A 25825-nucleotide genomic window follows, 5' to 3' on the forward strand; every position below is an offset into this window, starting at 1 on the left:
GAGTATGATAGCAGAGCCACGCCGTCTGGAGACCGTCCGCCGCCGCTTTAGCTGCCGCGGGGCAAACACATGGCGCGATTGCAGCCGCTCGGGCTGTGCGGACTGCGCCAGCGCCCCACGCGGCGTCGCATTGCATCTGGGGCTGCGCAGAAGCGCCCGCAGCGCATGAGGATCGACCTGAGCGGCCCACTGAGTCTGACCGATCGAGGCGCACCTGCAACGGACACCCCCAGAAGATAGCCCCATGGACACAAGCCGCATCGCCTGCCTCTTCTCAACGTCCGGGCACAGCGGCGTCGACCGGCTTGCACAACATCTGCTGCCGGCGATGGCCCGCCGCGGCTATCGCGTGGACCTGCTCAAGGTGCGCCGGCACGGGCCGCATCTCGCGGCCGTGGCCGCCGAGACGCCCGGGCTCGAGGTCGTCGAGCTCGGCAGCCGCCACACCTATGCCTGTATCCCGGCCATCGTGCGCTATCTGCGACGCCGGCGCCCGCTCGTCATGCTCTCCGACAAGGATCGCGTGAACCGCACGGCACTCCTGGCCCGAGCGCTGTCCGGGGTGCCAACGCGGCTGTATCTGCGCTCGGGGACGACGCTGTCGGTGAGCCTCGCGAACCGCGGCGCCTTCCAGCGCCGACTGCAACGCTGGTCTTTCGCTCGGCTCTACCGCCACGCCGCCGGTGTGCTGGTGCCGAGCCAGGGCGCGGCGGCGGATCTCGCGGCTTACGCCGGGCTCGATGCAGCACAGATCCAGGTGGTGCCGACGCCGGTGGTGCCCGCTGCACTCCTCGATACGGCCCTGCCGACCCCGGAGCATCCTTGGTTCCATGACCCGGCGGCGCCATTGATCCTCGGCGTCGGCGAGCTCAGCCCGCGCAAGGACTTCATGACCCTGCTGCGCGGCTTCGCGCAGTTGCGCACCCAACGTTGCTGCCGGCTCATGATCCTCGGCGAGGGTAGCGAGCGCGAAGCGCTGCTCGCCGAGGCAACGGCGCTTGGCGTCGCAGACGACGTCACACTCCCCGGCTTCGTGCCGAAACCCTACGCCGAAATCGCTCACGCGGACCTGTTTGCGCTCAGCTCGCGCTGGGAGGGCATGCCGCTGGTGCTAGTGGAGGCCCTGGCGCTCGGCACCGCTGTGGTGGCCACGGACTGCCCCAGCGGCCCGCGGGAGCTGCTCGCCGACGGTGACCAGGGCTGGCTGGTGCCGGTCGGCGATGCCGCGGCGCTGGCGGCGGCGCTCGCGGCCACGCTGGCGGCGCCGCAGCATGCCGATGCCCTGCGCGAGGCGGCACGCCCCTATACCATCGAGGCTGCCACAACCGCTTATCTGACGGCCATGGGTTTGGCACCGTCCGCTTGCTGACCAGCTGCCCGCGACAGGCCGCCGCCGTCCGGCCGCAGCGCAAGCGTGACGCCGTCGCCTGCATCCGAGGCCACACCACCGAGAAAACCCGATCCATGCTGGAACTGCTGAAAGACCTCTGGGGCTTCATGCGCGAGCGCAAGAAGTTCTGGCTCGCGCCCATCATCCTGGTGCTGCTACTGCTCGGTGCGCTCATGGTGCTCGCCCAGGGCTCGGCCGTGGCGCCGTTCATCTACACCCTGTTCTGATGGCGGATACCGCGGCGACCGGCGGCGATGCAGCGCCGGCGATGACTCGGCGCAAGGACCCGCAGGACGCTCACGCGGTCCAGAACAGCGGGGGCTGGCTCGGCCCCTGGCGAGCACGCGTCGGCGGGATTCCGGTAGGCTGGCTGATCCTGTTCTTGCTGTTCGCGAACCTGATGCTGGCCTATCCCGGCCTGGACCTGGCGGTGGCCGGCTTCTTCTACACCCCGGGCGACGGGTTCACGGCCCTAGGCCAGCCCTGGGAGCGGCTCCTCTACCACTCCGTTGAGGTCCTGATGATCGCCGGCAACCTCGCCCTGGTAGGGGTGTGGCTGCTCAATCGGCGGAGCGGCCGGCGGCTGCTGGGGCTCACGGGCCGCAAGCTGGCCCTGCTGTTGTGCCTGTTGGCGCTGCTGCCGGGGCTGGTGGTCAACCAGGTGCTCAAGGAGCACTGGGGGCGGGCGCGCCCGGTGCAGGTGGCGCAGCTCGGCGGCGATCGAGCCTTCACGCCGGCCTTCGTCTACACCGGCGGCAGCGGCGGCGCCTTCAGCTCGGGCCATGTTGCGGCCGCGGCCTATGTCATCGCGGTGGCGCACCTGCTGCGTGGTCCGGGCTCGCGCTGGGTGGTGCTGGCGGTGCTCTACACGGCGCTGGTCGCGCTGGCGCGCATGGCCGCCGGCGGGCACTTCCTGAGCGATGCCGTCACCTCGGTGTTCCTGGTGCTCTTCGGCTATATGGTCCTGCGGCGGCTCGTCTGCGGCGGGACGGACAGCGACGGTACAAAGGCGTGTGATTGAGCCTCGGCATCGGCCGCTGCCGCGCGTCTGTGCGATGATTGCGGGTCGGCCATAGGAGCGGTGAGCGACAGCCGCAGCATCCAGGTTGCCGAAGCCAAACGAACAGCGGAGCGCCTGCGTTGAGAACAGGTTTGGGATCGAGGACGGGCCTGGTGATCCCGGCGGCCGTCGCGGCTGCCGTGCTCGCCGCCGGGTGTGCCACCACCGACGACGAGGCCCTGAGCGAGCGGCTCACTGCGCGTGCCGTTGCCGGGGAGTTCAATGCCATCGCCGTCACCAATATCCGCTGCAACGCCAACACCGAGGCCTGCGCCAAATCCCATGCCGTCAAAGGAGATGCCTGCCTGAAGCTGGCTATCCAGCAGCCGCAGTCTGCATCGGTGCAGGACTCCCGTATGCGCGACCTGCTGGACTGTGCCGAAGACGGCTATCGCAAAGCGCTGGCGCTGCAGCCGGACCGCAACGCCCCGAGCCGCATTTCCTATCACGGCGGCCTGCTGCTGACCCTGAGCGAGCGGCGCAACCGCCTGGACGGCGTCAGGGAGCAAAAGCTGGACCGGGAGAACGAGAAGCTGCTGATGGCCGCCCAGGACGCCCGCCGCGAGGTGCCGGGCAGTGCGCTCGGCTTTCTGTACGGCGCTTCGGCGCACGTCTACCGGGCGACGCTGAAGCCGCGCGGGCGCGACCGCTGCAATGACCTGCGCCAGGCGGAGTCCATGCTGAAGCGCTCGCCGCCGCCGCCGAATGAGCTCGCCGACGAGCAGGGCCGCATCCGCTCGCTGGTGCAGCAGCAATTGCGGGAGAACCGCTGCCCGCGCATCCGGCGCATCTAAGGTGCTCGATACCTCCCGCCGGCCCGGCGTGCCCGCGCAGGGGCTCGTACTGCCGCTGCTCCTGATCCTGGGCGTGACACTGTGGCGGCTATGGGCCGCCGCCACGGTGCCGGTGACCCAGGACGAAGCCTACTATTTTCATTGGGCCCGGGCCCTAGCCTGGGGCTATTTCGACCATCCCCCCGGGGTGGCCCTGCTCGGGCTGGGCACGCGGCTGGCGCCGGAGTCGGTCTTCGCGGCCCGGCTCGGCGCGGTGCTGGCGGGACTGCTGGCGCTCTTGGTGCTGTGGCGCTTCTACGCGACGCTCGGGCTGCGCCGGGGCGATGGGCTGCTGCTGGCCCTGGTGCTGGCGGCCGCGACGGCGCCCGGACTCATCGCTGGGGTCATCACCACTCCGGACACTGTGCTCATGCTGTTCTGGGCGCTGGCATTGCACGAGGCCCTGGCCGCGCTGCGCGGTGGGCGCCGGCGTTGGCTCACGGCCGGCATCGCGACCGGACTCGGCCTACTCGGCAAGTACAGCATGGCCGTGATCGGCCCCGTGTTCCTGTGGGCCATGCTGGCGGCGGATCGCCGGGCCCTGGGAACCCCGTGGCCCTATCTCGGTGGGCTGCTGGCCTTGCTGGTCTTACTGCCGCACCTACTGTGGAACGCCGAGCACGACTGGCTCAGCCTGCGCTTTCAGCTCGGCCACGGGCTCGCTACCGAGCTTGGTAGCTTCGACGTCGCCGCCGCCGGGCTGCCGGCGGCCGTCGGTGACCAGTCCTATACGCCGCCCGGCACCGACCCGCGGACGCCGCTGGATCGGCTCGCGAGCCTTGCCAGCTTCTTCGGCACCCAGCTCGCATTCTGGGGCCTCCTGTTGTTGCCCCTCGGGGCTGCGCTCTGGCGCGGCGGCGTGAGCCGGGCGCGGCGAGCGATCCGCAGCACCTTCGACGGCCCGGCACGGGCGCTGGTCGCCGCCGGGGCCCTGTTCCCACTGGCCCTGTTCGGTGTGTTGTCGCTGACCAGCGACGTCGAGGCCAACTGGTCGGCGCTCTACCTCGCCTGCGCGGTGCCAGCGGCGGCCGTGCTGCTGCGCCCGCTGGCACAGTGGGCGCTGCTCGCCGCCGCCGGCAACCTGCTGCTGGTGAGCCTATACGCCTTCCACGCCGCCACCGCAGCCCTGCCGCTGCCGGATGCAGCGCAGCGCGTCCTGCGCGAGAGCTATGGCTATCCGGCGCTGGCCGACTACGCCGAGTCCCTGGGCAAGCCGGTGTTCGCGGACCGCTACCCGTTCGTCGCCATGCTCAATTTCCATGCCCCCGAGCTGGCGGTGGCGCAATGGCCGAACATCGCCCGGCCGTCGGAGTACAGCCGCGGCAAGCTGGTGCAGCCGCCGCCCTTGGCGAAGCTCAGGCAGACGGGGTTTTGGCTGGTGGCCTACAAGTTCAGTCCGCCGGAGATCCCGGGCTTCCGCGCCGTGGAGACCCGCAGCCTGTTTCAGTGCCAGGGCCAGCCGCTGAAAGTGGTCCAGGGCGGCGCGCCCTGGAGCGCCGCCGGCTGCCCCGACCCCATCCAGGGCTGGCGCCTGTACCGCTATGTCGCCGACCAGGGCCCTGCGGCCAATACGGATTGAACTGCTCTTTCTAGGGTGATGCCACCGCCGGCGTCGAAGACGGCTCGACGATCGGTGCGCTGGGCTACTACCCGGCGGCCGCCCGAACCTTGAGCTCCGCCGCCCGCGCCGGGCCCAGGAAGCGCTCGATGCGCGAGCGCGCGAAATAGATCACCGGCGTCAGCGCCACAGCGGCGCCGAACTTGTAGAGATAGTTGACGGTGCCCACCGCCAGGAACAGCGACAGCGGCCATTGCTGGGGCCCCAGCACGAAGGCGATGTAGAGCACCACGAAGCTGTCCACCAGCTGCGAGACCAGGGTCGAGCCCGTGGCCCGCAGCCAGATGAAGCGCTCCCCGGTGAGCTGGCGCACCCGGTGGAACACGGCCACGTCGATGAGCTGGCCGATGAGGAAGGCAACCACGGAGCCAGCGATGGTCCACATGCCCTGGCCGAAGATCACCGCAAAGGCCGCCTGCATGTCCGGCACGCCGCGCTCTTTCGAGATGCCCACCCACCAGTCCGCCGGCGCCAGGGCGATGGCCACATAGGCAAAGAAGAAGGCGTAGACGATGAGCCCGACGGTCAGGTAGGAGATGAAGCGCACGCCGCGCCGGCCGAAGTACTCGTTGATGATGTCCGTCATCACGAAAACCACCGGCCAGAGCAGCACGCCGGCGGTAAAGTTGAGCGAGCCCTCCTCGCCGAACAGGTTCCAGTTCAGCGGCTCCAGGCCGAAGGTGCCCTCCAGCGCGAAGATCTTGATGCCGATGAACTCCGCGATAAGCGCATTGCAGACGAAGAAGCCGCCGAGGACGACGAACAGCGCGGTGGGGCGGTCATTTGGCATCGACCGGAAATGAGGGCCGCAGCCCGAGGGCCAAGGGGTGGCTATGGGGTCGGGCTGAGGGCTGAGGGCTAGGGTCCGGGCATCGGGGCAGGACTCCCGGCCGACCTACCGCAGACAGGCATTCTGCGTCCCGCGGCCTGCACTCGCGCAAGGGTGGATGAGCGCAGCGAAATCCACCCTGCTATTGGCAGCGGCGTTGCCATCGGCTTGGCCGGCACCCTCGGCACCTACCGCGCCCTGGCTCGCCCGCCGCTGGCGGCCTTACGCGCCCGGGCCTGACGGCCCGCGCGGGGTGGACTGCGCTGCGCTTGTCCACCCTACGACGAGGGGCAGCCGTAGGGTGCATGAGGCCACTCCTCAGCCCCCAGCCCTCAGCCCTCAGCCCCTCAAGGTCTAGGCAGCGTCACTCCTCGCTGATTCTGATACTTGCCGCCGCGGTCGCGGTAGGAGGTCTCGCAGGGCTCGTCGGACTCCAGAAACAGGATCTGGGCAACGCCCTCGTTGGCGTAGATCTTGGCGGGCAGCGGCGTGGTGTTGGAGAACTCCAGGGTCACGTGCCCTTCCCACTCCGGCTCCAGCGGTGTCACGTTGACGATGATGCCGCAGCGGGCATAGGTGGACTTGCCGAGGCAGATAGTCAGCACATTGCGTGGGATGCGCAGGTACTCCACCGTGCGCGCCAGCGCGAAGGAGTTGGGCGGGATGATACAAACATCGGCCTTGAGGTCCACGAAGCTCGAGGAATCGAACTGCTTCGGGTCCACCACCGCGGAGTTGATGTTGGTGAAGATCTTGAATTCGTCGGCACAGCGGATGTCGTAGCCGTAGCTGGAAGTGCCATAGGAAATCACGTAACCGACCCCCTCGTGCTCGCGGACCTGTCCCGGCTCGAAGGGCTCGATGAGCTGGTGCTCGGCGGCCATGCGGCGAATCCAGCGATCGGACTTGATGGCCATGGCGGCTCACCTCTCACAGTCGATGCGCAGTCGCCGGCGCCCGCACACGCGCCGGCGGCCGCGCCGTCAAAACAGCTCTTGCAACAGCCCCGTATACCGACCCTTGACCTTTTCGAGCCCGCTGCGCTCGCGCAGGACCTCCAGCCGCACCGGCGCCAGACCCGCTCCGAGCATGCCGAGCCGGCGCGCAGCGGCGCGGGAGAGGTCGATGACGCGCCCACGCACGAAGGGCCCGCGATCATTGATGGTGACCACTACGCTGCGCCGGTTGCGCTTGTGCGTCACACGCACCCGTGTGCCGAAGCGCAGGGTGCGGTGTGCGGCCGTCAGCGCCTGCTGATCGAACCGCTGCCCGCTTGCGGTGCGACGCCCGTGGAAGCTGCCGCCGTAGAAAGAGGCGAGCCCCTCTCCGGCTGCAAAAGCGGGCAGCGGCATCAGCGCCGCCACGGCCAGCACGGAGGCCATCGCCAGCCGCGGCGGACGCAGGGCAGCACGCCGTCGTGAGCCGCCCGCCTCGGCGAGACCCCTCATGCCCATGGTCATCGCAATGCACTCGACGCGGACAGACCGCGGGCGATCCGGCTGGCGCCAGCAGGCACCCAGACCGTGGTCCCAGCGGGCACCGGACGGGCGCCGCTTCGCACCGGATCCTGCCAGGCGAGGTTGCGGGCTGCCAGGGCGGAGCGCGGGATCCGGTATTCCAAGGCCAAATCGTCGATGCTGGTGGCGAAGCGCAGCTTCACCGGCTGATCGTTGAAGGGCGCTTGGTAACGGATACCTTCGGGGAAATAGGCGTCGGCGTTGTCGGCCACATGGCGGGCGGCTAGGAACTGCGCATAGAAGTTGCGTGACGCGAAGCCGAAGTAGCGACCGTCGTACTCGCGCACGATGCGCACGAAGTCGGTCCCGTGGCGGGCCTTCGCCCGCTGCATGCCGCCAAGTCCATGGTTGTAAGAGGTGAGCGCAAGGGGCCAGTCGCGCAGCTTGCCGTAGGATCTCTTCAGGTACCTTGCGGCCGCATCGGCGGCGATGATGGGGTCCAACCGCTCGTCGATGACACCATTGACGGTCATGTAGCTGCGCCCCGTGGAGCGGATGAACTGCCACATGCCGGATGCCCCGGCACTGGAGCGCGCGTTGGCGACGAATGACGACTCGACGTGCGGCAGCAGCGCCAAGTCCTCTGGCAGGCCGTGGCGGCGGAAGACCTCGCGGAAGGCCGGCAGCCAGCGCCCACTGCGCTCCAGCCCGGCATGATAGCGCTCGCGAACGCCGCGCTGACTGCGGACCCGCTCCGCGGCGCCGAACACCGCGCCGGGACCGCCGGCGGCGTCGAGCTTGTCCTTCAACGTGCGCTCGTCGGCGGCGAGCCGATCCTTCGCGGCGACCCGCCGCTCCAGCGCCCGCAGACGGTCGCTCCAGCGCGCCCGCAGCGCCCGAACGTAGTCGCGCTGTGCCGGCGTGTAGACGCCTTCGACGGGCCCCGGCAGCGTCGCCACCTCATAGACCACGGGCATGTAGCGGTCGTCATGGATGGCGACCTTGTCCCGGCTCCAGCGCGAGTAGACCTTCTTCCAGAAGGTGACGTTGTCTTCCAGACCCGCCGGTAGGGGAAAGTCCGCCGATGCCGCATAGGGCGGATCTGCACGGTCTGCCGAGCCCGCGCAGCCCGCGAGTGCCAAGGCCACCAAGGCCACGAGACCGTAGATGCCCAAGCGCGGCGGGCCCGTGCGCCCGCGAGGAGAAGATTCACCCATTATTGTCGCCCTATCCGCTCGCGGTACGCCTGAGGCCGGTGACTCGATCTGTTTCCGAGCCCGGGACATCGCCCGGCGGCGCAACTGTAATGGGCAACGGGAATTGGGTCAAAGTGCCGGGCGCCCAAGCGCCGAGCCATCCGGGGCTCGGGCTGCCCGCTGGCAGAGGTGGCAGGCGGTCCCTGCCTGCCTATGGGAGCACCGCAGACCGCGGACGCCAGCGGTTTCCTCGTCGCTAAATCGGCACGCCCCTAAGCGGCAGCGACCATCCACGCCTGTGCTGGGCCTGTGCTGGCTGTGGTCGTCGCTTGTGATGCTCGTGTCGATTGCGCTCACGCCAGCGCAGACTGTGACGAGGCTCTTTCCAGAATCAACGCCAAAGGGTCGAGGTCCGGATCAGCGACAGCCTGAGCGGCGAGGGTGCGGCGCGCCGTGTCAAGCCGCACCCGCAGCGCTGTCTTCGGTGGGGCGAGCGCCCTCGTATTGGCCCTGGGATTCCGCCACCTGAAGGATGACGTCACGGCCGCGCTCGTCCGTTTTCCGGTAACGCTGAATCAGCTGCCATTCCTGCTGGGACAGCGGCGACGTTTCGTCAAGGCAGAGGAGATAGGCGGGTGTGATGCCCTCCAATGCCTCGGAGAGCTCTTGTGCCTCTTCGATGCCCATACGACGAATGCCCTGCTCGTAGTTGCTGATGCGCGACTTCGAGAGGGTGCGAGTCCGCGATGCGAGCTCTGAAAGGCTGTATTTGTGGGCCAAACGCGCAGCTCTCAGGCGTTGGCCGATCTCTTTATTGAGTGTCATTCAAATAGGATAATTAAAATTGTCAAGGAGGTGGTACACGTCCGGCACGGAAGTTGCGTCCTCATCGGCAGATTCTGCACACTTCTTGTGCCATCATATGGAGTCAAAACCCTACATCTCAGTGTAGCCTGCCCGCCTCGGGCACAATGCACCGTCTCGCGCGCGGCCAATACCAGTGGACGCGGCATCGACATTGGCCGGATGGGGCTAGCCGGAAACGGTTAAGCAGGTCCGATTAGCCAGGTCCGATTAGCCGGGGCCGAGTAGCCAGGTCCGATTAGCCGGGCCCAATTAGCCAAGCTGGCCCATCGGCATCGCCGGGACGATTGTGTCACATGGCCGACGCCGGCTCCGCGGAGCTTGCGCCAACAGCGCAGATCAGCCCATCAGGCCGTCCCCGAGATCACCCTCGCCTCGGCGCTGGCGGCCCACACGATCCCTGGGCTCGCCGGGAAAGACGAGATCCATGACCTCCTGGAAGCGCTTGGTCTGCGGCGACAAGAATTTGCCCCGACGCAGTACGATGCCATAGCTGCGTTTCGGGAAATAGCGCTCCAGCGGCACCCGACCGAGACGCTCACGCCCGGTAAGACACAGGTCGGTGACGATGGAGACGCCGAGGCCCAGCTCCACGTACTTCTTGATGACCTCCCAGCCCCCGGCCTCCAGCGTGACTTTATAGTCCAGCTCCTGCTGGCGGAACATCAGGTCCACCATGCGCCAGGTGCTCAGGTGCCTTGGCGGCAGTATGAGCCCGTACTCGGCGATTTCCGCCAGGGTAACGTCCTGTTTGTCGGCGAGCGGATGATCCTTCGGCGTAATGAGCGTCGGCGTATAGGTCACGACGGGCCGATAGGTGATGTCGTCCGGGACCTCCAGCATCGAGCCGACGGCCATGTCGACGGCATCCGCGCGCAGCATCTCCAGACCATCGCGCCCGGTGACATTGTGCAGACGCAGATCGATGCCCGGATACTGGCCGACGAAGCGACGGACGGGCTCGGGCAGAATGTAAAGGATGGTCGCCTCGCCGGCGGCGATGTCGAGGCTGCCTTGGTCGACCCGTCCGCAGTGCACCGCGAAGGTCTCGTGCAGCTTGTCCATGCCCTCCACCAAGGGCTGGGCCAGCTCGTAGAGCAGCTCGCCCTCGGGCGTCAGGCGGATCTTGGGGCCGCGGCGCTCGAACAGCACCGTATCCAGCTCCCGCTCCAACGCCTGGATCTGCAAAGACACCGTCGGCTGGCTGAGAAAGATCTTCTCGGCTGCCGCGCTGACGCTGCCAGTGCATGCGGCGTGACAAAAGGCCCGCAACTGCTTGAGCCGGTTTTGCTTGTAATGGATCTGCTGCGGCGTGGCCATCGACACCCACCCCCGTGGAAATCTTGTTATGCGGCTGCCCGGCACATGCGCCCAGGGCGCGCCGCGAGTTTCGTCCAAGGGGCAGTATGGCCCGAAGGCATCCGAGCCGCACCAAGGATACCGGCCGGGCACGGCGCTGAGGGGCCCGACAAGCAGCCGACGGGGCCATCGAGGCCCCAGGCGCGCCTCAATCGCGGTCCAGATCCGCGAGGATGTTGCGGGCCACGCGACGCTGGTCGGCGTCGCCTTCCTCAAGCACTAAGTAGAGCAGGCTGCGTGCCGATGCGGTATCGCCCTCGGCGCGACGCTCGTTGGCGCTGCGGATCAACTCTTCGATCCGGGCCTGCTCCGGGCTCTTGGATACCGCCGCATCGTCCGCATCCGGCTCATCGGGCGTCTGCGCTGCCTCAGCGTCGGCGGCCTCCTCCGCCTCGATGGCATCGAGCTCGGCATCCATTTCCTCCGCCGTCATGGGGCGGTAGCGTCCGGGCTCGTCCATGTCCCCACCGTCGATCTCGCGGCCCACGACGGCGCCGCCGCCGGGCGGCCCGGACCCGGGCTGCCCACCACCGCCCCGGCTGCTGCCGGCGGGACTACTGCCGCCGGACCCGGGATTCCCACCGCCCGCTCCGCCGGCTGGCGCTGGGTCTGGGTCCGGGGCCGCGGTGGGCTGGCGCTTCTCGAACCACCGCGAGAAGAAGATACCGGCCTCGAACAGCAGCCACATGGGGATAGCGAGCAGCGTCTGGCTCACCACATCCGGCGGCGTCAGCAACATGCCTGCCACGAACACGCCCACGATCACATAGGGCCGCTTCTGGGCCAGCGCCTTGGGCGTCGTCGCGCCCACGGCGACCAACAAAATGGTGGCAATCGGGATCTCGAAGGCGATGCCGAAGGCGAAGAAGAGCTTCAGCACGAACTCCAGGTAGAACGCGATGTCCGGCATCTGCGCGACGCCCTCGGGCGTCACCGCAGTGAAGAAGCGGAACACCAGCGGAAAGACCACGAAGTAGGCGAAGGCCATGCCCAGGTAGAAGAGCACGATGCTCGACGACACCAGCGGCACGGCGAGGCGCTTCTCGTGGGTATAGAGCCCGGGCGCGACGAAGGCCCAAAACTGATACAGCAGATAGGGCATGGCCACGAACACCGCCACCACCAGCGCCAGCTTGAAGGGCGTCAGGAAGGGCGAGGCCACCTGGGTGGCGATCATCTGCGAGCCCTCGGGCAGCTGCGCCCGAATAGGCCCGGCGACGAAGGTGTAGATCTCGTTCGCGAACGGGAACAGCACCAAAAAGACCACCGCGATGGCGATCACCATGCGCAGCAGCCGGTCGCGCAGCTCCGCCAGGTGCGACATGAACGGCTGCTCGCCGCCGAGGCCGTCGTCGGTGTGATCCTGGGATTGCTGGGGACTCATGATGCTGCCTCGGCGCCGTGGCGACGGCCCTTGACTGGACGCTGTGCTCTGTCTGTACCGCAGGCGGTCAGTGCGAACGAGACACCCGCGGCACGGCTGGGTCTAGAGATGCGACCGCTCAAGCCGGGCCGCGAAGATGCTGGGTGCGATGACGGCGGCGATGATGATGGTGGCTCAGGGCGGATCACCGCGCTGCCCTGGGACGGGGCCGTCGGCGCTCTGCTGCTCGGCCCGACCGTCTGTTTGGTCCGCCCGTTTGGCCGCGCCCCGCTTGGATGCCCGCTTGCCGGAATCGAGACTACCGTCTTCTTCGATGATCTGCTCCAGCGGGTTGGACGCCGATTGCTTGCGCAGGATCTCCTTCAGCTCCTCCGCCTTGATCTCCCTGTCGATCTCGTCCTTCACCGATACAAAGGCCCGGCGCGCCCGCCCGGCCCACAGACCAGCCGTGCGTGCGAGCTTCGGCAAGCGCTCCGGGCCAACCACCAGGAGCGCGACGATCCCGATCAGGATCAGTTCCAGTGCGCCGATATCGAACATCGCAGCCGCTCAGAGCTCAAGCGGAAGGTTGAGACAGACCCGCCACCAGCACGGGACGAGCACGCGACGAGCACAGGGCGAGCACCGAATACAGGGCCGGCGCTCAGACCTTGGTTTTGTCGGCGCCGCTGTCCGTGCCGGAGTCGCTGCCGGAGGCGGCGCCCGCATCGCTGTCGGCCGTGCGCTCGGCCTTGTTCTCTTCCAGCTGCTTGGACTCGTCATCATCGCCCTTGCCGGCATCGCCCATCGCCGAGCGGAAGCCTTTCACGGCACCCCCGAGATCGGACCCGATGTTGCGCAGCCGCTTGGTCCCGAACAGCAGCAGCACGATGACCAAAACGATCAGAAGCTGCCAAATACTGATGCCACCCATACCCATTTCGACCTCCCAGCCCGCCTGCGTCGGGCGAGCCTCGAACGTTCAGGAAAGCCGCCCGCCCGAGTTACCGCAGCGACCGACCGCTTCCCAGTATGTGCGGGCGCGCCCGCAGCGGGGAAAGACGCGGGATCATACCGTATCTGCGGGCGGCTATGGGGACTGCTCGCCCCCGGGGCGAGCGGCGGCCGTGATCAGCCGCTCCGGCGGGCCTTCTCCTCGATGCCCGAGAGACCGAAGCGCCGCTCCAGCTCGGCCAGCACCTGGTCCGGGTGATGGCCCTGCTGCACCAGCAACACCAGGGTGTGGAACCAGAGATCGGCCACTTCCGCCACCAGCCGCTCGGGCACGCCGTCCTTGGCGGCCATGACGGTCTCGGTTGCTTCTTCACCCACCTTTTTTAGGATCGCGTCCAGCCCCTTGGCGTAGAGCTTGGCCACGTAGGAGGACTCGGGATCGGCCGCCTTGCGGGCTTCGAGCACCTCGGCGAGGCGTGTCAGGACATCGGACATAGAAGCTCTCCGGTTAGTCAACACCACTCACAAACGGTCTGCGAGCGCTAACGCTGCGCACCAGGCCGGGCGACCCCCGAGGCGGCTCCCATGCGGCTCACAGCGTGTCCATGCGCACGGCATAGACGCCGCCGATGACGACGAGCTCGTCCTCGCCCTTCAGCATTCCGGGCAGGAGCCCGTTGTAGAAGGAGATCTTGGCGAGCGGCACCTCGGCGGTGAGGATGTAGTCGCCGAACTCGTCGGCGCGCTCGCGCTCGCTGGTGAAGCTGTTGAGATTGTTCAGGAGCACCAAGCTGCCGCCGTCGTCGCACCGCCCGAGCACCTCGTGCTCGTCCATACGGTTACTGCCCCGATACAGGGTCAGGTGCGTCTCTTCCGGGTGCTGGCGGGTCAGCTCGTACTGGCAATAGGTGTAGAGCAGGTCGAGCTGGGCCTCCAGGGCGTTGGTCCCGTAGAGGCCATGGCTGCCGGCGGCGAGGTACTGCTGGTAGGCGTCGCTGTCGCGTCCATCGAGGGGTCCCGCGTGATGTCGGGCGAGCAGCCCGAAGCGGGTCTCGACCCAATGCTTGAGCACGGCCCCTTCGCGCCCGTCGGAGTCGAAGGACCAGCCCCGCACCATCCGCAGATAGTTGGCATTGCGCCGGGACTTACGCACCCGCCCGGGCGAGAGTCCTGCTTGCTCCAGGTCGTCCAGGCAGAAATGCGCGGCCATGTAGTCGACGAACAGCGCCGCGCGCTCGCGGTGGGAGTCCATCGGCGCCAGCAGCGTGAACAGGTGCTGGTGAAATGCCCGCACGCCGTCGAGCTCCAGCGGCACCGGGTGGGTCTGATAGGTGACACCACCCAGGATCACCGCCGGCAGGTTACAGCGGTTGATGGGCAGGCGGGCGTGACGGGGAAGCGAGGTCGTCACTTGTGGCGATTCCTCCAACCGCCTTCCGACACGATCGTCGCCCGGTCGTGCCCGAGGTGCGCGGTGCGCGGTGCGCAGTGCGGGGTCCGCATTGCCTGCCCTAGTGCGCGTTGCTGCATCCAGAACGGGTTTTCAGGAGCCGGCACGACACCCGCACCGCTACCGGCAGCCAGCACGCTCGACCTACCGCTCAGAGGCACCTCGCACTCCCGCACCGCGCACTTCCGCACTCCGCACTCCGCACTCCGCACTCCGCACTTCTCATACTCCTCCATGTTGCCACACCCACAAAGCTCAGATCTTTGTAGGCTATCCGACCATGCCGATGGCCCTGCTCGAAAGCCACTAAATATTTTATTTTCCGACAGTTACAGTTTTTTAGGCAGCCTGGCACAACACCTGCTTACTTCCGAGTGACAGCAAGCTCATCCACCGCCCCATTCCGGGGCGACACAACCGGGAGACAGACCCATGGCAATGCGTCAATGCGCCATCTACGGCAAGGGCGGCATCGGCAAGTCCACAACCACCCAGAACCTGGTGTCCGGCCTCGCCGAGCTCGGCAAGAAGGTCATGATCGTCGGCTGCGACCCCAAGGCCGACTCCACCCGGCTGATCCTCCACGCCAAGGCGCAGGACACCATTATGCACCTCGCCGCCGACGCCGGCTCGGTGGAGGACCTGGAGCTTGAGGATGTGATGCAGGTTGGCTACGCCGGTGTCAAGTGCGTCGAGTCCGGCGGCCCGGAGCCGGGCGTTGGCTGCGCCGGCCGCGGCGTCATCACCGCCATTAACTTCCTGGAAGAAGAGGGCGCCTATGACGACGAGCTGGACTTCGTCTTCTACGACGTGCTCGGCGACGTGGTCTGCGGCGGCTTCGCGATGCCCATCCGCGAGAACAAGGCGCAGGAGATCTACATCGTCGTCTCCGGCGAGATGATGGCCATGTACGCGGCCAATAATATCTCCAAGGGCATCGTCAAGTACGCGAGCTCCGGCGGCGTACGCCTGGCGGGCCTCATTTGCAATAGCCGCAACACCGACCGCGAGGACGAGCTGATCATCGAGCTCGCCTCGAAGCTCGGCACCCAGATGATCCACTTCGTGCCTCGCGACAACGCCGTGCAGCGCGCGGAGATCCGCCGCATGACGGTCATCGAGTACGACCCGGAGTCCAAGCAGGCGGACGAGTACCGGGCCCTGGCCAAAAAGATCGTCGACAACGACAAGTTCGTCGTCCCGACGCCGGTGAGCATGGATGAGCTCGAAGACCTCCTCATGGAATTCGGCATCCTCGAGGAAGAGGACGAGAGCATCGTCGGCAAGACCGCCGCCGAAGAGGCCGTCGCCTAACGCTCGACGCCGGGTCCGCCTTGCCGCTGTGCCAACGCGCACCGGCGGATGCGGGCCACCGGGGCCGAGCGCCCACCCCTCTCCCCTTTTCCCTCTCCCGGAGGGGAGAGGGAGCCCCTTGATTCTTCACCGAGCGACCGTCCGCGGATTGGCGGCGGCGCCGATACGAGGAAAGCCGACATGGCAGCAATGACCCGCGACGAGACCCAAGCCCTCATTCAGGAGGTGCTCGAGGTCTATCCCGAGAAGGCGAAGAAAGACCGCGCCAAGCATCTGACCGTCAATGATCAGAGCGTGGAGCAGTCTAAGAAGTGCATCACCTCCAATCGTAAGTCCCAGCCCGGTGTCATGACCATCCGCGGCTGTGCCTATGCCGGCTCCAAGGGCGTGGTCTGGGGCCCCATCAAGGACATGGTCCACATCTCTCACGGCCCGGTGGGCTGCGGTCAGTACTCCCGTGCCGGGCGGCGTAACTACTACGTCGGCATGACCGGTGTGAATACCTTCGGCACCATGAACTTCACCTCCGACTTCCAAGAGAAGGACATCGTCTTCGGCGGTGACAAGAAGCTGGACAAGCTCGTCGACGAGATCGACACGCTCTTCCCGCTCGCCAAGGGTGTGACCGTGCAGTCCGAATGCCCTATCGGCCTGATCGGCGACGACATCGAGTCCGTGTCGAAGAAGAAGACCAAGGAGCTCAGCAAGCCCGTGATTGCGGTGCGCTGCGAGGGCTTCCGCGGTGTCTCTCAGTCGCTCGGCCATCACATCGCCAACGACTCCATTCGCGATCACGTGCTGCACAACCGTGACACGGACAGCGCCTTCGAGAGCACGCCCTATGATGTCGCCATCATCGGCGACTACAACATCGGCGGCGACGCCTGGTCGTCGCGCATCCTGCTCGAAGACATGGGCCTGCGCGTCGTGGCGCAATGGTCTGGCGACGGCACACTATCCGAGATGGAGCTCACCCCCAAGGTCAAGCTGAACCTCATCCACTGCTACCGCTCCATGAACTATGTGAGCCGGCACATGGAAGAGAAGTACGGCATCCCCTGGATGGAGTACAACCTGTTCGGACCGACCAAGATCGCCGAAAGCCTACGTGCCATCGCTGAGCGCTTCGACGACAAGATCAAGGAAGGCGCCGAGCGCGTCATCGCCAAGTATCAGGCCGAGTACGACGCGGTCATCGCCAAGTACCGCCCGCGGCTCGAAGGCAAGAAGGTCATGCTCTACGTCGGGGGCCTGCGTCCGCGCCACATCATCGGCGCCTACGAGGACCTCGGCATGGAAGTGGTCGGCACGGGCTACGAGTTCGCGCACAACGACGACTACGACCGCACCATCAAGGAGATGGGCAACGCGACCCTACTCTATGACGATGTCACCGGCTACGAGTTCGAGGAGTTCGTCAAGCGCGTCAAGCCGGACCTCATCGGCTCCGGCATCAAGGAGAAGTACATCTTCCAGAAGATGGGCGTGCCGTTTCGGCAGATGCACTCCTGGGACTACTCCGGTCCGTACCACGGCTACGACGGTTTTGCCATCTTCGCCCGCGACATGGACATGACCATCAACAACCCCTGCTGGAAGAGGATGCAGGCGCCCTGGCAGAAACCCGCCGCCGACGACGCCTCGGCGCCGGTTGCCGCCAGCGCTTGATCCCGGGACCGTGGGAGCGGCATCCCCGCCGCGACGCTCGCCTGTGTCGCGGCCGGAGGCCGCTCCCACACGCCGATACCGCATTCAACCCTGAGCCGTTGTCCGCAGATGAGCGGCGCGGCAGGAGCACCTGTCATGAGCCAGACCGTCGACAACATCAAGCCGAGCTACCCGCTGTTCGGTGACGAAGACTATCAAGCCAACCTCGCCCTCAAGCAGAACAGCGTGGAAGAGCGCCCCGATCAGGCCACCCTCGATGAGACCTTCGCGTGGACCACCACCGAGGAATATCAGGAGCTGAACTTCGCCCGCACGGCGCTCACCATCAACCCGGCCAAGGCCTGCCAACCGCTTGGCGCCGTGCTCTGCGCACTGGGCTTCGAGAAGACCCTGCCCTATGTGCATGGCTCGCAGGGGTGCGTCGCCTATTTCCGCACTTACTTCAACCGCCATTTCAAAGAGCCGGTCGCCTGCGTGTCCGACTCCATGACTGAGGACGCGGCGGTGTTCGGCGGCCAGAAGAACATGTTCGACGGTCTGGAAAACGCGAAAGCGCTGTACAAGCCGGAAATGATTGCCGTCTCCACGACTTGCATGGCCGAGGTCATTGGTGACGACCTGAACGCCTTTATCGGCAACTCCAAGAAGGAAGGCCATATCCCGGCCGAGTTCCCGACGCCCTTCGCACACACACCGAGCTTCGTCGGCAGCCACACCACGGGCTGGGACAACATGTTCGAGGGCGTGCTGCGCTACTTCACGCTCAACGAGATGGAAGACAAGCAGGCCGGCACCAATGGCAAGATCAACCTGGTACCAGGCTTCGAGACTTATCTTGGCAACTACCGGGCTATGCACCGGATGATGCAGGAGATGGGGGTCGGTTATTCGCTGCTCTGCGACCCGAACGAGGTCCTGGATACCCCCTCGGACGGCGAGTACCGCATGTACGACGGCGGCACCAGCATCGACGAGGTCAAGGACGCGCCGAACGCGATCGATACCCTGCTGCTCCAGCCCTGGCAGTTGCCGAAGACCAAGAAGTTCGTGCAGAGCACCTGGCAGCAGCCGGCGACGGCCATCAACATCCCCATGGGCCTGGAGTGGACCGACGACTTCCTGATGAAGGTCTCGGAGCTGACGGGTCAGGAGATCCCGGAGAGCCTTGCCAAAGAGCGCGGCCGGCTCGTGGACATGATGCAGGACAGCCACCAGTGGCTGCACGGCAAGAGCTTCGCCCTGTACGGCGACGCCGATTTCGTCATGGGGCTCACCAAGTTCCTGATGGAGCTGGGTGCCGAGCCCAAGCATATTCTCTGCCACCACGCCAACAAGCGTTGGAAGAAGGCCATGGACAAGATGCTGGCCGACTCCCCCTTCGGCCAGAGCGCCGAGGTCTACGTCAGCAAGGACCTCTGGCACCTGCGCTCGCTATGCTTCACGGACAAGCCGGACTTCCTCATCGGCAACAGTTACGGCAAATTCATTCAGCGCGATACGCTGAAGAAGGGCAAGGAGCACGAGGTACCGCTGATCCGCATCGGCTTCCCGATCTTCGATCGCCATCACCTGCATCGCATGACCACCTTGGGCTACGAGGGTGCCATGTACATGGTCACCACCCTGGTAAACGCGGTGCTGGAGCGCCTCGATGACGAGACGCGCGAGATGGGCGTCACGGACTACGGCCACGACTTGGTCCGTTAGAGGAAGTATCGAGTGGCGAGGAGCGAGGAGCGCATGGCGCCCTGCTCGTCCCCGCGAGACTCGAGCCTCGACACTCGTTACTCGTTACTCGTTACTCGGACCTGGACTCAGCAATGCCCAATGTCATGATCAGAAAGAACGACGCCGGCGGCTTGCTCTTCTATGTCGCCAAGAAGGACATGGAAGAGACCATCGCCAACGTCGAGACCGATACCGCCGATGCCTGGGGTGGCGCCGTCGAGCTCACCGACGGCTCGCGTTGGTACATCGACCCGGTCAGCCCGCGGCCGAGCTTTCCGACGACGCTGCGGTTCAAGCGGGCGGAGTAGCCACCCGGCGAGCGGCCCGGCTGGCCGCACCGATGTGACAACGTCGCAAGCCGAAACCCCGCGGATCAGGATTTCGACACCGACACGAAGGTTCGAGGTCGATCCCGTTCCGCACCGACCCTGGAGAGAAGCCATGGCCCTGCAAATCATCCGCGACCTCTGCACCGCCTGCGGCGACTGCGAGTCCGTCTGCCCCACCGACAGCATCCTGCCCTTCAAGGGCGTGTTCAAGATCGACGCCGAGAGCTGCACCGAGTGCGACGACGCCGACCCGCAGTGCTTGGACGTCTGCATGGAAGACGACTGCATCGTGCCGGCCTGAGTCGGGCGCGAGCCGCCCCGACCGGACCGCGGGCTTCAGGCCAGGGAGGGCCGGCTCAGGCCCAAGGGCGCCATCGGCCGCTCGAAACCGTCGTCCTTCGCCACCAGCAAACACCGCAGCCGAGACCATCCGCGCATGAACGACGCCCAGAACCCCCACGTCCTGTCCGAAGACATTGCGCTGCGCATCGGCCTCGCCGCCCGCGCGCTTCCCGAGACGGACCCCGCCCGTCTGCTCCAGGTCCTCGCCGATGTCGTCGGCCTGCCCCCGAGCATCTCCGCGCTGGACGGTCTGACGGTGAAGCAGCTCAAGGCCGCCGCCGACGGCGAGCTGGCCGAGGTCGACGCCGAGAGTCTCAAAGCCGCGCTCGCGCTGCTCAAGGGCCAGGGCGCAGATATCGAGCCACCGCCGTCCATCGAAGCCCCGCTCACCGACCCCCCACTCACCGAAGCCGATCCCCCCGCCGGCAGCATCCGCGTCGCCTGCGCCTCCAACGGCGGTGAGCTGCTCGACGGCCATTTCGGCTCCTGTCGGCGCTTCCTGGTCTACCAGGTCGCTGCCGGTGGCCAGCGACTCATCGATATTCGCGACATCGACGCCGGCGCCCAAGTCGATGACAAGAACGCCCACCGCGCCGAGCTGATCCAGGATTGCCACGTGCTCTTCGTGGCCAGCATCGGCGGCCCCGCCGCCGCCAAGGTGGTGAAACAGGACATCCACCCCGTCAAGTTCCCCCAGGGCGGCGACGCCCGCGAGCAGGTGGCCGTGCTCGCCGGCCTACTCGCCGACAAGCCCCCGCCCTGGCTCGCCAAGATCATGGGCCAGGCCACCGACGAGCGCGTGCGCTTCGAGCGCGACACCGAAGAGGCCTGAGCGAGCGCCGAGCTCGCTCGTCACTGGTGACACTGCTCTCGCGGTGTCCTGTACGCCGCGGCGCTCCCGCGCCCCGAGCCCACGCCGGACGATTCCCGATCGAGGCCGACTCCCATGATCACCGACGACTTCCTCGACCAGGTCACCACCATCATCAACCGCGCTGGCCTCACGGCGGACTCCGTCGCGGCGCTGCGTGACGCCTTCCAGGACGTGCACTTCACGCATTGTCTGGATGATGACATCGGTGCCGGCATCGACCCTTACCGCGAGGCCGACGGCTTCAACCTGTACCTCATCACCGGCGCCGAGCACTGCATCTCCTTCACCCGCAGCCAGGACGGCGCCACCGGGCTGGTGCTCGCCGAGGTCACCGACGAGGACTGAGCCTTGGTCGGCGCTGAGCGCAGCGAAGCCTGGCAGCCCCCGAGAAGCCGTCGGGCCTCCTGCGTCGGCACCGACCTACCTGTCAACCGAGCCACATGCCGTAGGTCGGCGCTGAGCGCAGCGAAGCCCGACAATCAGACCCCCGCGCAGCAGGCCGACGGCTGCTTGCGCAGCAGCTTGCGGTTGAGGCGCAGCAGCGTCTCCAGGCTCTTCCACTGCACGAACAGCAGCGGCAGCAGCAGCACGAAGAAGGCTGGCGTCAGCGGCGTCACCAGGCCGTTGCCCACCAGCCCGAACATGATCCAGAACCAGCCGAACACGAAGAAGGCCACGCCCGGGCAGATCAGGCTGTAGGCGCCGGGGCTGTGCAGGTCACCCGCCACGTAGTCGCGGAAGTAGCCGAGCCGGCGCATCACCACATAGCCCAACAGGCCGAACAGGATCTCAAGCGACAGGATCACGGACGTCAGCACGAACAGCGCCGGGCGCGGCGTCTCCAGGTCGAAGGCGTGATGCAGCCCCATGATCATGCGCACCAGCGTGATGCCCGACAGGGTCAGGATCGGGATCAGAATCCACAGGCTCGGCGCGGCGGCCTCGCTGATGCCGTGGCGCAGCATCGCCTGCACGCCCACCACCAGCTTCACCAGCCCGAGCAGCGCCGACAGGCTCAGGAAGAAGATCGCAAAGAACAGCCCGACGGCGTTCACCACCTGATTCTGGCTCATGGCGCCGGGTGCCGCGAAGGCCACCGCGATCATCGCAAACGCAAAGATGGGCATCATCTGCCCCAGGTTGGCGTTGCCGATGAAATCGAAGGAGCCGGTGGTCACCAGCCGCGTCAGGTAGCCGCCGTAGAGCTTGAGCGCCCAGACACCCAGCGCCAGCAGCACCGCCAGCACGCCCGGGAACAGGTACTCGGCATAGTCCCAGAGCCCCGGCACCATCACCGAGCCCACCACGAACAGCACATTGATGCTCATGGTGAGCGTCAGCGGCAGCGCCATCAGCGCCACGTCCTTGTTGCCCGCGCGCAGACGCTCGTAGAACGCACTGCGCCGCCAGCGCCGATAGTGCAAGAGGTTCCACACCAGCAGGCGCAGGTGCAGCGACGCCATGATCAGCAGCCCGGCGACACCCAGCAGCAACAGCGGCCGCAGCCACTCGGGCCCTGTGCGCCAGAGCGCCAGGAGATCATCCGCCGTCACCATCGGCGTGCCCGGGTGCGGCACCAGAAACAAGAAATACAGGAAGAAGGTCACGGTCAGCCCGCCGGCGCCGAGCGCCGCCAGGAAGTACAGCGGGTGATAGTCCGAGGTCTCGATCCGTTTCATACGACTGCTCCAACAAAGGTTTGCGGTTGGAGACAGTATTTTAGTATTCGCTAATACGCTGCATTGCGAAATGTCAACGACCCGAAACGGCCTGGCGCCCGTTTCGGGCAGCAGCGTGCCCGTGACACCGCCCCAAGGGTGTCACCCTAGAAACGGCAGTTGACCGCTTCGTCGCAGCTACAAGTGCTTGCGCAATTTGAGAATTCGTACCGATTTCAAGGTCACCTCCCGGGTGAGGGCCGCTACGACCCCCATGGCACGCCCCGCGCGGCGCCCAGCTGCGTTACAACTCGTTGGAATAGGTCGGCTATTCCGCCTCGTTGTGCCTTGCTGGACGCCCCGCGGGACGCACCCTGGGGGCCGTTCAACTACCGTTTCTAGGGTCACCCCTCCCCGGCGCGCCTGCGCCGCGTTGGGGGCGCGCTTGCCGGCGCCGAAAACCCGGCAGTAAACACGACCGGGGGCCCCGCCCGGCTTCGCGCTACCATCGCCACCGGAGTGATCTTCGGTTTTTTCCGCCACCAGCAAGAGCAAGCCCATGCCCGATCGACGCCGACACCTGAAGCTCTACCTCGCCCTCGTCCCCGTGTTCTTCGTCGTGGACCTGGTCTGGCTCGGCGTCATCGCCGCCGGCTTCTACCAGGCGCAGATCGGCCATTTGATCGCGCCGCAGGTGGATTGGGTGGCCGCGGTGACCTTCTACCTGCTGTTCATCGCCGGGATTCAGTACTTCGGCGTACGCCCTGGGCTCGCGTCCGGGCGCATCGCCGACGCGGCGCTGAACGGCGGGCTGTACGGGTTTTTCACCTACATGACCTATGAGCTGACCAACCGGGCGACGCTGCCGGCCTGGCCGCTCACCATGGTCTTTGCGGACACCGCTTGGGGGGTGCTGCTCTCCGCCGTGGTGGCGAGCATCGGCTGCTGGATCGGGCTGCGGATGGGGATGGGGCCGGCGGCGGAGGCCGTCGGCCCGGCGCGCCGCTGAGTAGTGTCACTCCACGCGCTTCGGTGTTGTCTGAGCCCCTCTGAACGTCCGCTATGACCGCTTCTGGCCGCGCAAAACCGATCGCGCCTTCGGTGCCGGTCGCCGCGGCGGATGCCGCACCGGCGGCAGCCCGGCGATGGCCAGGAGCTCGTCCAGCTCCGCGTCCGTCAGCTCCCGCCACTGACCCGGCAGCGGCCGGGCGCCGAGGATGACATTGCCGAAGCGCACGCGCTTTAAGCGGCTCACCTCGCAGCCCACGGCCTCCCAGAGCCGGCGCACCTCGCGGTTGCGGCCCTCCACCAGCAGCACATGAAACCAGCGGTTGGCGCCGCTGCCGCCGGATTCGACGATCTCCTCGAAGCGCGCCGGACCGTCGTCGAGCTGCACGCCCTGCACCAGCTGCTCCAGGGCGCCGTCGGGGACCTCGCCGTGGATGCGCACGGCGTATTCGCGCTCCACCTGCCGGGAGGGGTGCATGAGCCGATTGGCCAGCTCGCCGTGGTTGGTGACCAGCAGCAGGCCGGCGGTGTTGAGATCCAGGCGGCCGACGCTGATCCAGCGCCCGTCGCGGATGCCGGGCAGGCGGCGGAAAATGGTCGGGCGACCCGCCGGGTCCCGACGGGTGACCACCTCGCCCTCGGGCTTGTGGTAGGCGAGCACCCGCACCCGTGATTTGCGCGCGGCGCGGCGCTTCACCTCCTCGCCGTCGACGCTGATGCGATCCGTCGGCAGCACGCGGTCGCCGAGCTTGGCGAGCTGGCCGTTGACCCGCACCCGGCCGTCCGCAATCCACCCCTCCAGGGTGCGCCGGGAGCCGAGGCCGGCCTCGGCGAGGACCTTTTGCAGGCGCACCGCCTCTACCCTCGGCGCCTGGGCCGGCTGCGGCCGGCGGGTCTGGCCGTGGGTCTTGGCGGGGAGGCGATGGCTGCGCGCCTGCGAGCCGGCGGCGGCGGGCTCGTCCTTGCCTGCACGCCGGGAGGGCTTGGGTCTGGGTGGACGTCTATCTTGGGTCGCCATGGTCGGTGTCGTCCGGCCGCGCTTCGCCTGCGGCCCGGAGCTGCTCGTCGAAGAAGGCTGGGTCGCGCAGCTCGGCCAGCGGCGGCAAGTCGTTCAGGGAGCGGAGCCCGAAGTAGTCCAGGAAGCGCCGGGTGGTCGCATAGAGCGCCGGGCGACCGGGCACATCACGGTGGCCGACCACCCTCACCCACTCGCGCTCGGTGAGGGTCTTGACGATCTGGGTACTGACGGTGACGCCGCGGATGTCCTCGATCTCGCCGCGGGTGATGGGCTGACGGTAGGCGATCAGCGCCAGGGTCTCCAGCAGCGCCCGCGAGTAGCGGGCCGGCTTCTCCTCCCACAGCCGGGCCACCCAGGGGGCCACGGCACGGCGCACCTGAATGCGCCAGCCGCCCGCCACCTCCACCAGCTCGATGCCGCGATCCGCATAGTCCGCCGTTAGCGCGTCGATGGCCGCGCGGATCTCCTCCCGCGGCGGCCGCCGATCCTCTGGGTAGAGCCCCAGGATCTGGTCCAGGGTGAGCGGGCCGCCGGCGGCCATCAGCGCCCCCTCCACCACCTGCTGCACCGGCGGCGTCGCCAGCGACAGGGCGTTGAGCGGAGTGACCTCGGCGCCGTCGGTGGCCGCTTCGCCCGTGTCGGACTGCGCCTGCTCCTCGCTCATGCCTCGCCGCCGCGCAGGCGCACATGGATGGGGGCGTAGGACTCGGACTGCACCAGCTCCAGGGTGGCCGCCTTCACCAGCTCCAGAACGGCAAGGAAGCTCACCACCACACCGGCGCGGCCCTCGGTGACATCGAACAGGGCCGCGAAAGGGACGAAGCCGCCGCGCTGCACCAGCTCCAGCACCCGGGACATGCGCTCGCGCAGAGACAGGGACTCGCGCGCGACCCGGTGGCTGGTGAACAGATCCGCCCGGCGCATGACATCCCGCAGCGCCGCCAGGATCTCGCCGAGCTCCACCGTCGGCGGGATGCGGCGGATGTGCTCCGAGGACAGCTCGGCGGACACCGGGAAGTTGTCCCGGCCCTCCCGCGGCAGGGTGTCCAGGTCCTGCGCGGCCTGCTTGTAGCGCTCGTACTCCATGAGCCGGCGCACCAGCTCGGCGCGGGGGTCGGCGTGCTCCTCGTCCGTGGTCTCGGGCCGCGGCAGCAGCATGCGGGATTTGATCTCGCAGAGCATGGCGGCCATCACCAGGTACTCTGCCGCCAGCTCCAGGCGCAGCTCCTTCATGAGCTCCACGTACTCCATGTACTGGGTGGTGATCTGGTTGATGGGGATGTCGAGGATGTCCAGGTTCTGCTTGCGGATCAGATACAGCAGCAGGTCCAGCGGCCCCTCGAAGGCGTCCAGGAAGATCTCCAGGGCATCCGGCGGGATATAGAGGTCCTCCGGCAGCTTGAGCAGCGGCGCACCGCGGATGATGGCGAGCGGCACCGCACCGTCGTCGGCCGCTGCGGCGGGCTGAGGGGTCTCGGGCTGGGGGGGGCCGGGCGCCGTCATGACGGGCCTG

Annotated in this window: 28 protein-coding genes; 13 read left to right on the top strand and 15 right to left on the bottom strand. The window is 67.1% G+C overall.

Annotation, left to right across the window (positions count from 1 at the left end):
• The first annotated feature begins 244 nt into the window (after nucleotides 1-244).
• From CKO31_RS00265 to CKO31_RS00285, 5 genes are all read left to right on the top strand, one after another.
• The gene (locus tag CKO31_RS00265; RefSeq protein WP_200232849.1) at nucleotides 245-1369 is read left to right on the top strand and encodes a glycosyltransferase; all 1125 of its coding nucleotides are present in this window, start codon (nucleotides 245-247) and stop codon (nucleotides 1367-1369) included.
• 95 nt (nucleotides 1370-1464) lie between these two features.
• Entirely contained in the window at nucleotides 1465-1617 is a 153-nt protein-coding gene (locus CKO31_RS00270; RefSeq protein ID WP_200232851.1) for a DUF5989 family protein, read from the top strand.
• 41 nt (nucleotides 1618-1658) lie between these two features.
• On the top strand, nucleotides 1659-2411 hold the full coding sequence (locus CKO31_RS00275) for a phosphatase PAP2 family protein (RefSeq protein ID WP_200232854.1): 753 nt from the start codon (nucleotides 1659-1661) through the stop codon (nucleotides 2409-2411).
• Between the two features lie 152 nt (nucleotides 2412-2563).
• Entirely contained in the window at nucleotides 2564-3244 is a 681-nt protein-coding gene (locus CKO31_RS00280) for a hypothetical protein (RefSeq protein WP_200232855.1), read from the top strand.
• 1 nt (nucleotide 3245) lies between these two features.
• The gene (locus CKO31_RS00285; RefSeq protein WP_322789061.1) at nucleotides 3246-4862 is read left to right on the top strand and encodes an ArnT family glycosyltransferase; all 1617 of its coding nucleotides are present in this window, start codon (nucleotides 3246-3248) and stop codon (nucleotides 4860-4862) included.
• A 67-nt stretch (nucleotides 4863-4929) separates the two neighbouring features.
• On the opposite strand, the gene CKO31_RS00290 is transcribed toward CKO31_RS00285, so the two are convergent.
• The 11 genes from CKO31_RS00290 to CKO31_RS00340 all read right to left on the bottom strand — a co-directional run bounded on the left by CKO31_RS00290 (nucleotide 4930) and on the right by CKO31_RS00340 (nucleotide 14334).
• Nucleotides 4930-5691: a queuosine precursor transporter gene (locus CKO31_RS00290; protein WP_200232857.1), complete on the bottom strand. Its 762-nt coding sequence runs from the start codon at nucleotides 5689-5691 to the stop codon at nucleotides 4930-4932.
• Between the two features lie 386 nt (nucleotides 5692-6077).
• On the bottom strand, nucleotides 6078-6647 hold the full coding sequence (gene dcd, locus CKO31_RS00295) for a dCTP deaminase (protein WP_200232858.1): 570 nt from the start codon (nucleotides 6645-6647) through the stop codon (nucleotides 6078-6080).
• 66 nt (nucleotides 6648-6713) lie between these two features.
• A complete protein-coding gene (locus CKO31_RS00300) occupies nucleotides 6714-7112 on the bottom strand; it encodes a septal ring lytic transglycosylase RlpA family protein (RefSeq protein ID WP_200233205.1) in 399 nt (132 codons plus the stop codon).
• Between the two features lie 74 nt (nucleotides 7113-7186).
• Nucleotides 7187-8404, bottom strand: coding sequence for a lytic transglycosylase domain-containing protein (locus tag CKO31_RS00305; RefSeq protein WP_200232859.1), 1218 nt, complete (start codon nucleotides 8402-8404; stop codon nucleotides 7187-7189).
• Between the two features lie 435 nt (nucleotides 8405-8839).
• Nucleotides 8840-9208 (bottom strand): helix-turn-helix domain-containing protein, encoded by a 369-nt coding sequence (locus CKO31_RS00310; protein WP_200232860.1) that lies wholly within the window; start codon nucleotides 9206-9208, stop codon nucleotides 8840-8842.
• A 378-nt stretch (nucleotides 9209-9586) separates the two neighbouring features.
• The gene (locus CKO31_RS00315; RefSeq protein WP_200232861.1) at nucleotides 9587-10567 is read right to left on the bottom strand and encodes a LysR family transcriptional regulator; all 981 of its coding nucleotides are present in this window, start codon (nucleotides 10565-10567) and stop codon (nucleotides 9587-9589) included.
• 187 nt (nucleotides 10568-10754) lie between these two features.
• Complete coding sequence (gene tatC / locus CKO31_RS00320; protein WP_200232864.1) at nucleotides 10755-11990, bottom strand: twin-arginine translocase subunit TatC; 1236 nt, start codon at nucleotides 11988-11990, stop codon at nucleotides 10755-10757.
• Between the two features lie 174 nt (nucleotides 11991-12164).
• Nucleotides 12165-12530 (bottom strand): Sec-independent protein translocase protein TatB, encoded by a 366-nt coding sequence (gene tatB, locus CKO31_RS00325; RefSeq protein WP_200232866.1) that lies wholly within the window; start codon nucleotides 12528-12530, stop codon nucleotides 12165-12167.
• A gap of 103 nt (nucleotides 12531-12633) precedes the next feature.
• Complete coding sequence (gene tatA / locus CKO31_RS00330) at nucleotides 12634-12909, bottom strand: Sec-independent protein translocase subunit TatA (RefSeq protein ID WP_200232868.1); 276 nt, start codon at nucleotides 12907-12909, stop codon at nucleotides 12634-12636.
• 191 nt (nucleotides 12910-13100) lie between these two features.
• Entirely contained in the window at nucleotides 13101-13418 is a 318-nt protein-coding gene (locus CKO31_RS00335; protein WP_200232870.1) for a phosphoribosyl-ATP diphosphatase, read from the bottom strand.
• 97 nt (nucleotides 13419-13515) lie between these two features.
• Nucleotides 13516-14334 (bottom strand): NAD(+)--dinitrogen-reductase ADP-D-ribosyltransferase, encoded by an 819-nt coding sequence (locus CKO31_RS00340; protein ID WP_322789063.1) that lies wholly within the window; start codon nucleotides 14332-14334, stop codon nucleotides 13516-13518.
• A gap of 471 nt (nucleotides 14335-14805) precedes the next feature.
• Here CKO31_RS00340 and nifH point away from each other — a divergent pair, with 471 nt between their 5' ends.
• From nifH to CKO31_RS00375, 7 genes are all read left to right on the top strand, one after another.
• Nucleotides 14806-15687, top strand: a complete 882-nt coding sequence (nifH, locus tag CKO31_RS00345; RefSeq protein WP_200232872.1) for a nitrogenase iron protein — start codon at nucleotides 14806-14808, stop codon at nucleotides 15685-15687.
• A gap of 180 nt (nucleotides 15688-15867) precedes the next feature.
• Nucleotides 15868-17355 carry a nitrogenase molybdenum-iron protein alpha chain gene (gene nifD / locus CKO31_RS00350; RefSeq protein WP_200232874.1) on the top strand — a complete coding sequence of 496 codons (1488 nt, stop codon included), beginning with the start codon at nucleotides 15868-15870 and terminating at the stop codon, nucleotides 17353-17355.
• Nucleotides 17356-17490: 135 nt separating this feature from the next.
• Nucleotides 17491-19062 (top strand): nitrogenase molybdenum-iron protein subunit beta, encoded by a 1572-nt coding sequence (gene nifK, locus CKO31_RS00355; RefSeq protein WP_200232875.1) that lies wholly within the window; start codon nucleotides 17491-17493, stop codon nucleotides 19060-19062.
• A 113-nt stretch (nucleotides 19063-19175) separates the two neighbouring features.
• Nucleotides 19176-19391 (top strand): putative nitrogen fixation protein NifT, encoded by a 216-nt coding sequence (nifT, locus tag CKO31_RS00360; protein WP_200232876.1) that lies wholly within the window; start codon nucleotides 19176-19178, stop codon nucleotides 19389-19391.
• 133 nt (nucleotides 19392-19524) lie between these two features.
• The gene (locus tag CKO31_RS00365) at nucleotides 19525-19713 is read left to right on the top strand and encodes a 4Fe-4S binding protein (RefSeq protein ID WP_200232877.1); all 189 of its coding nucleotides are present in this window, start codon (nucleotides 19525-19527) and stop codon (nucleotides 19711-19713) included.
• 135 nt (nucleotides 19714-19848) lie between these two features.
• Nucleotides 19849-20586: a dinitrogenase iron-molybdenum cofactor biosynthesis protein gene (locus CKO31_RS00370; RefSeq protein WP_200232878.1), complete on the top strand. Its 738-nt coding sequence runs from the start codon at nucleotides 19849-19851 to the stop codon at nucleotides 20584-20586.
• Between the two features lie 114 nt (nucleotides 20587-20700).
• Nucleotides 20701-20973, top strand: a complete 273-nt coding sequence (locus CKO31_RS00375; protein ID WP_200232880.1) for a DUF6129 family protein — start codon at nucleotides 20701-20703, stop codon at nucleotides 20971-20973.
• A gap of 134 nt (nucleotides 20974-21107) precedes the next feature.
• Here CKO31_RS00375 and CKO31_RS00380 read toward each other — a convergent pair whose 3' ends face one another.
• Entirely contained in the window at nucleotides 21108-22307 is a 1200-nt protein-coding gene (locus CKO31_RS00380; RefSeq protein ID WP_200232881.1) for a TsoY family (seleno)protein, read from the bottom strand.
• Between the two features lie 538 nt (nucleotides 22308-22845).
• Between CKO31_RS00380 and CKO31_RS00385 the strand changes: the two genes are divergently transcribed.
• The gene (locus tag CKO31_RS00385; protein WP_200232882.1) at nucleotides 22846-23295 is read left to right on the top strand and encodes a DUF2177 family protein; all 450 of its coding nucleotides are present in this window, start codon (nucleotides 22846-22848) and stop codon (nucleotides 23293-23295) included.
• A gap of 51 nt (nucleotides 23296-23346) precedes the next feature.
• Here CKO31_RS00385 and rluB read toward each other — a convergent pair whose 3' ends face one another.
• From rluB to CKO31_RS00400, 3 genes are all read right to left on the bottom strand, one after another.
• Nucleotides 23347-24312 (bottom strand): 23S rRNA pseudouridine(2605) synthase RluB, encoded by a 966-nt coding sequence (rluB, locus tag CKO31_RS00390; RefSeq protein WP_200232883.1) that lies wholly within the window; start codon nucleotides 24310-24312, stop codon nucleotides 23347-23349.
• The gene (gene scpB, locus CKO31_RS00395) at nucleotides 24296-24895 is read right to left on the bottom strand and encodes an SMC-Scp complex subunit ScpB (RefSeq protein ID WP_242475046.1); all 600 of its coding nucleotides are present in this window, start codon (nucleotides 24893-24895) and stop codon (nucleotides 24296-24298) included. Before scpB ends, rluB begins: the two co-directional genes overlap by 17 nt.
• 77 nt (nucleotides 24896-24972) lie before the next feature.
• Nucleotides 24973-25815, bottom strand: a complete 843-nt coding sequence (locus CKO31_RS00400; protein WP_200232886.1) for a segregation and condensation protein A — start codon at nucleotides 25813-25815, stop codon at nucleotides 24973-24975.
• Nucleotides 25816-25825: the final 10 nt, after the last annotated feature.

Origin of the sequence: Thiohalocapsa halophila (assembly GCF_016583825.1) — a bacterium.
In the GTDB taxonomy this organism is placed as follows: Bacteria; Pseudomonadota; Gammaproteobacteria; order Chromatiales; family Chromatiaceae; genus Thiohalocapsa; species Thiohalocapsa halophila.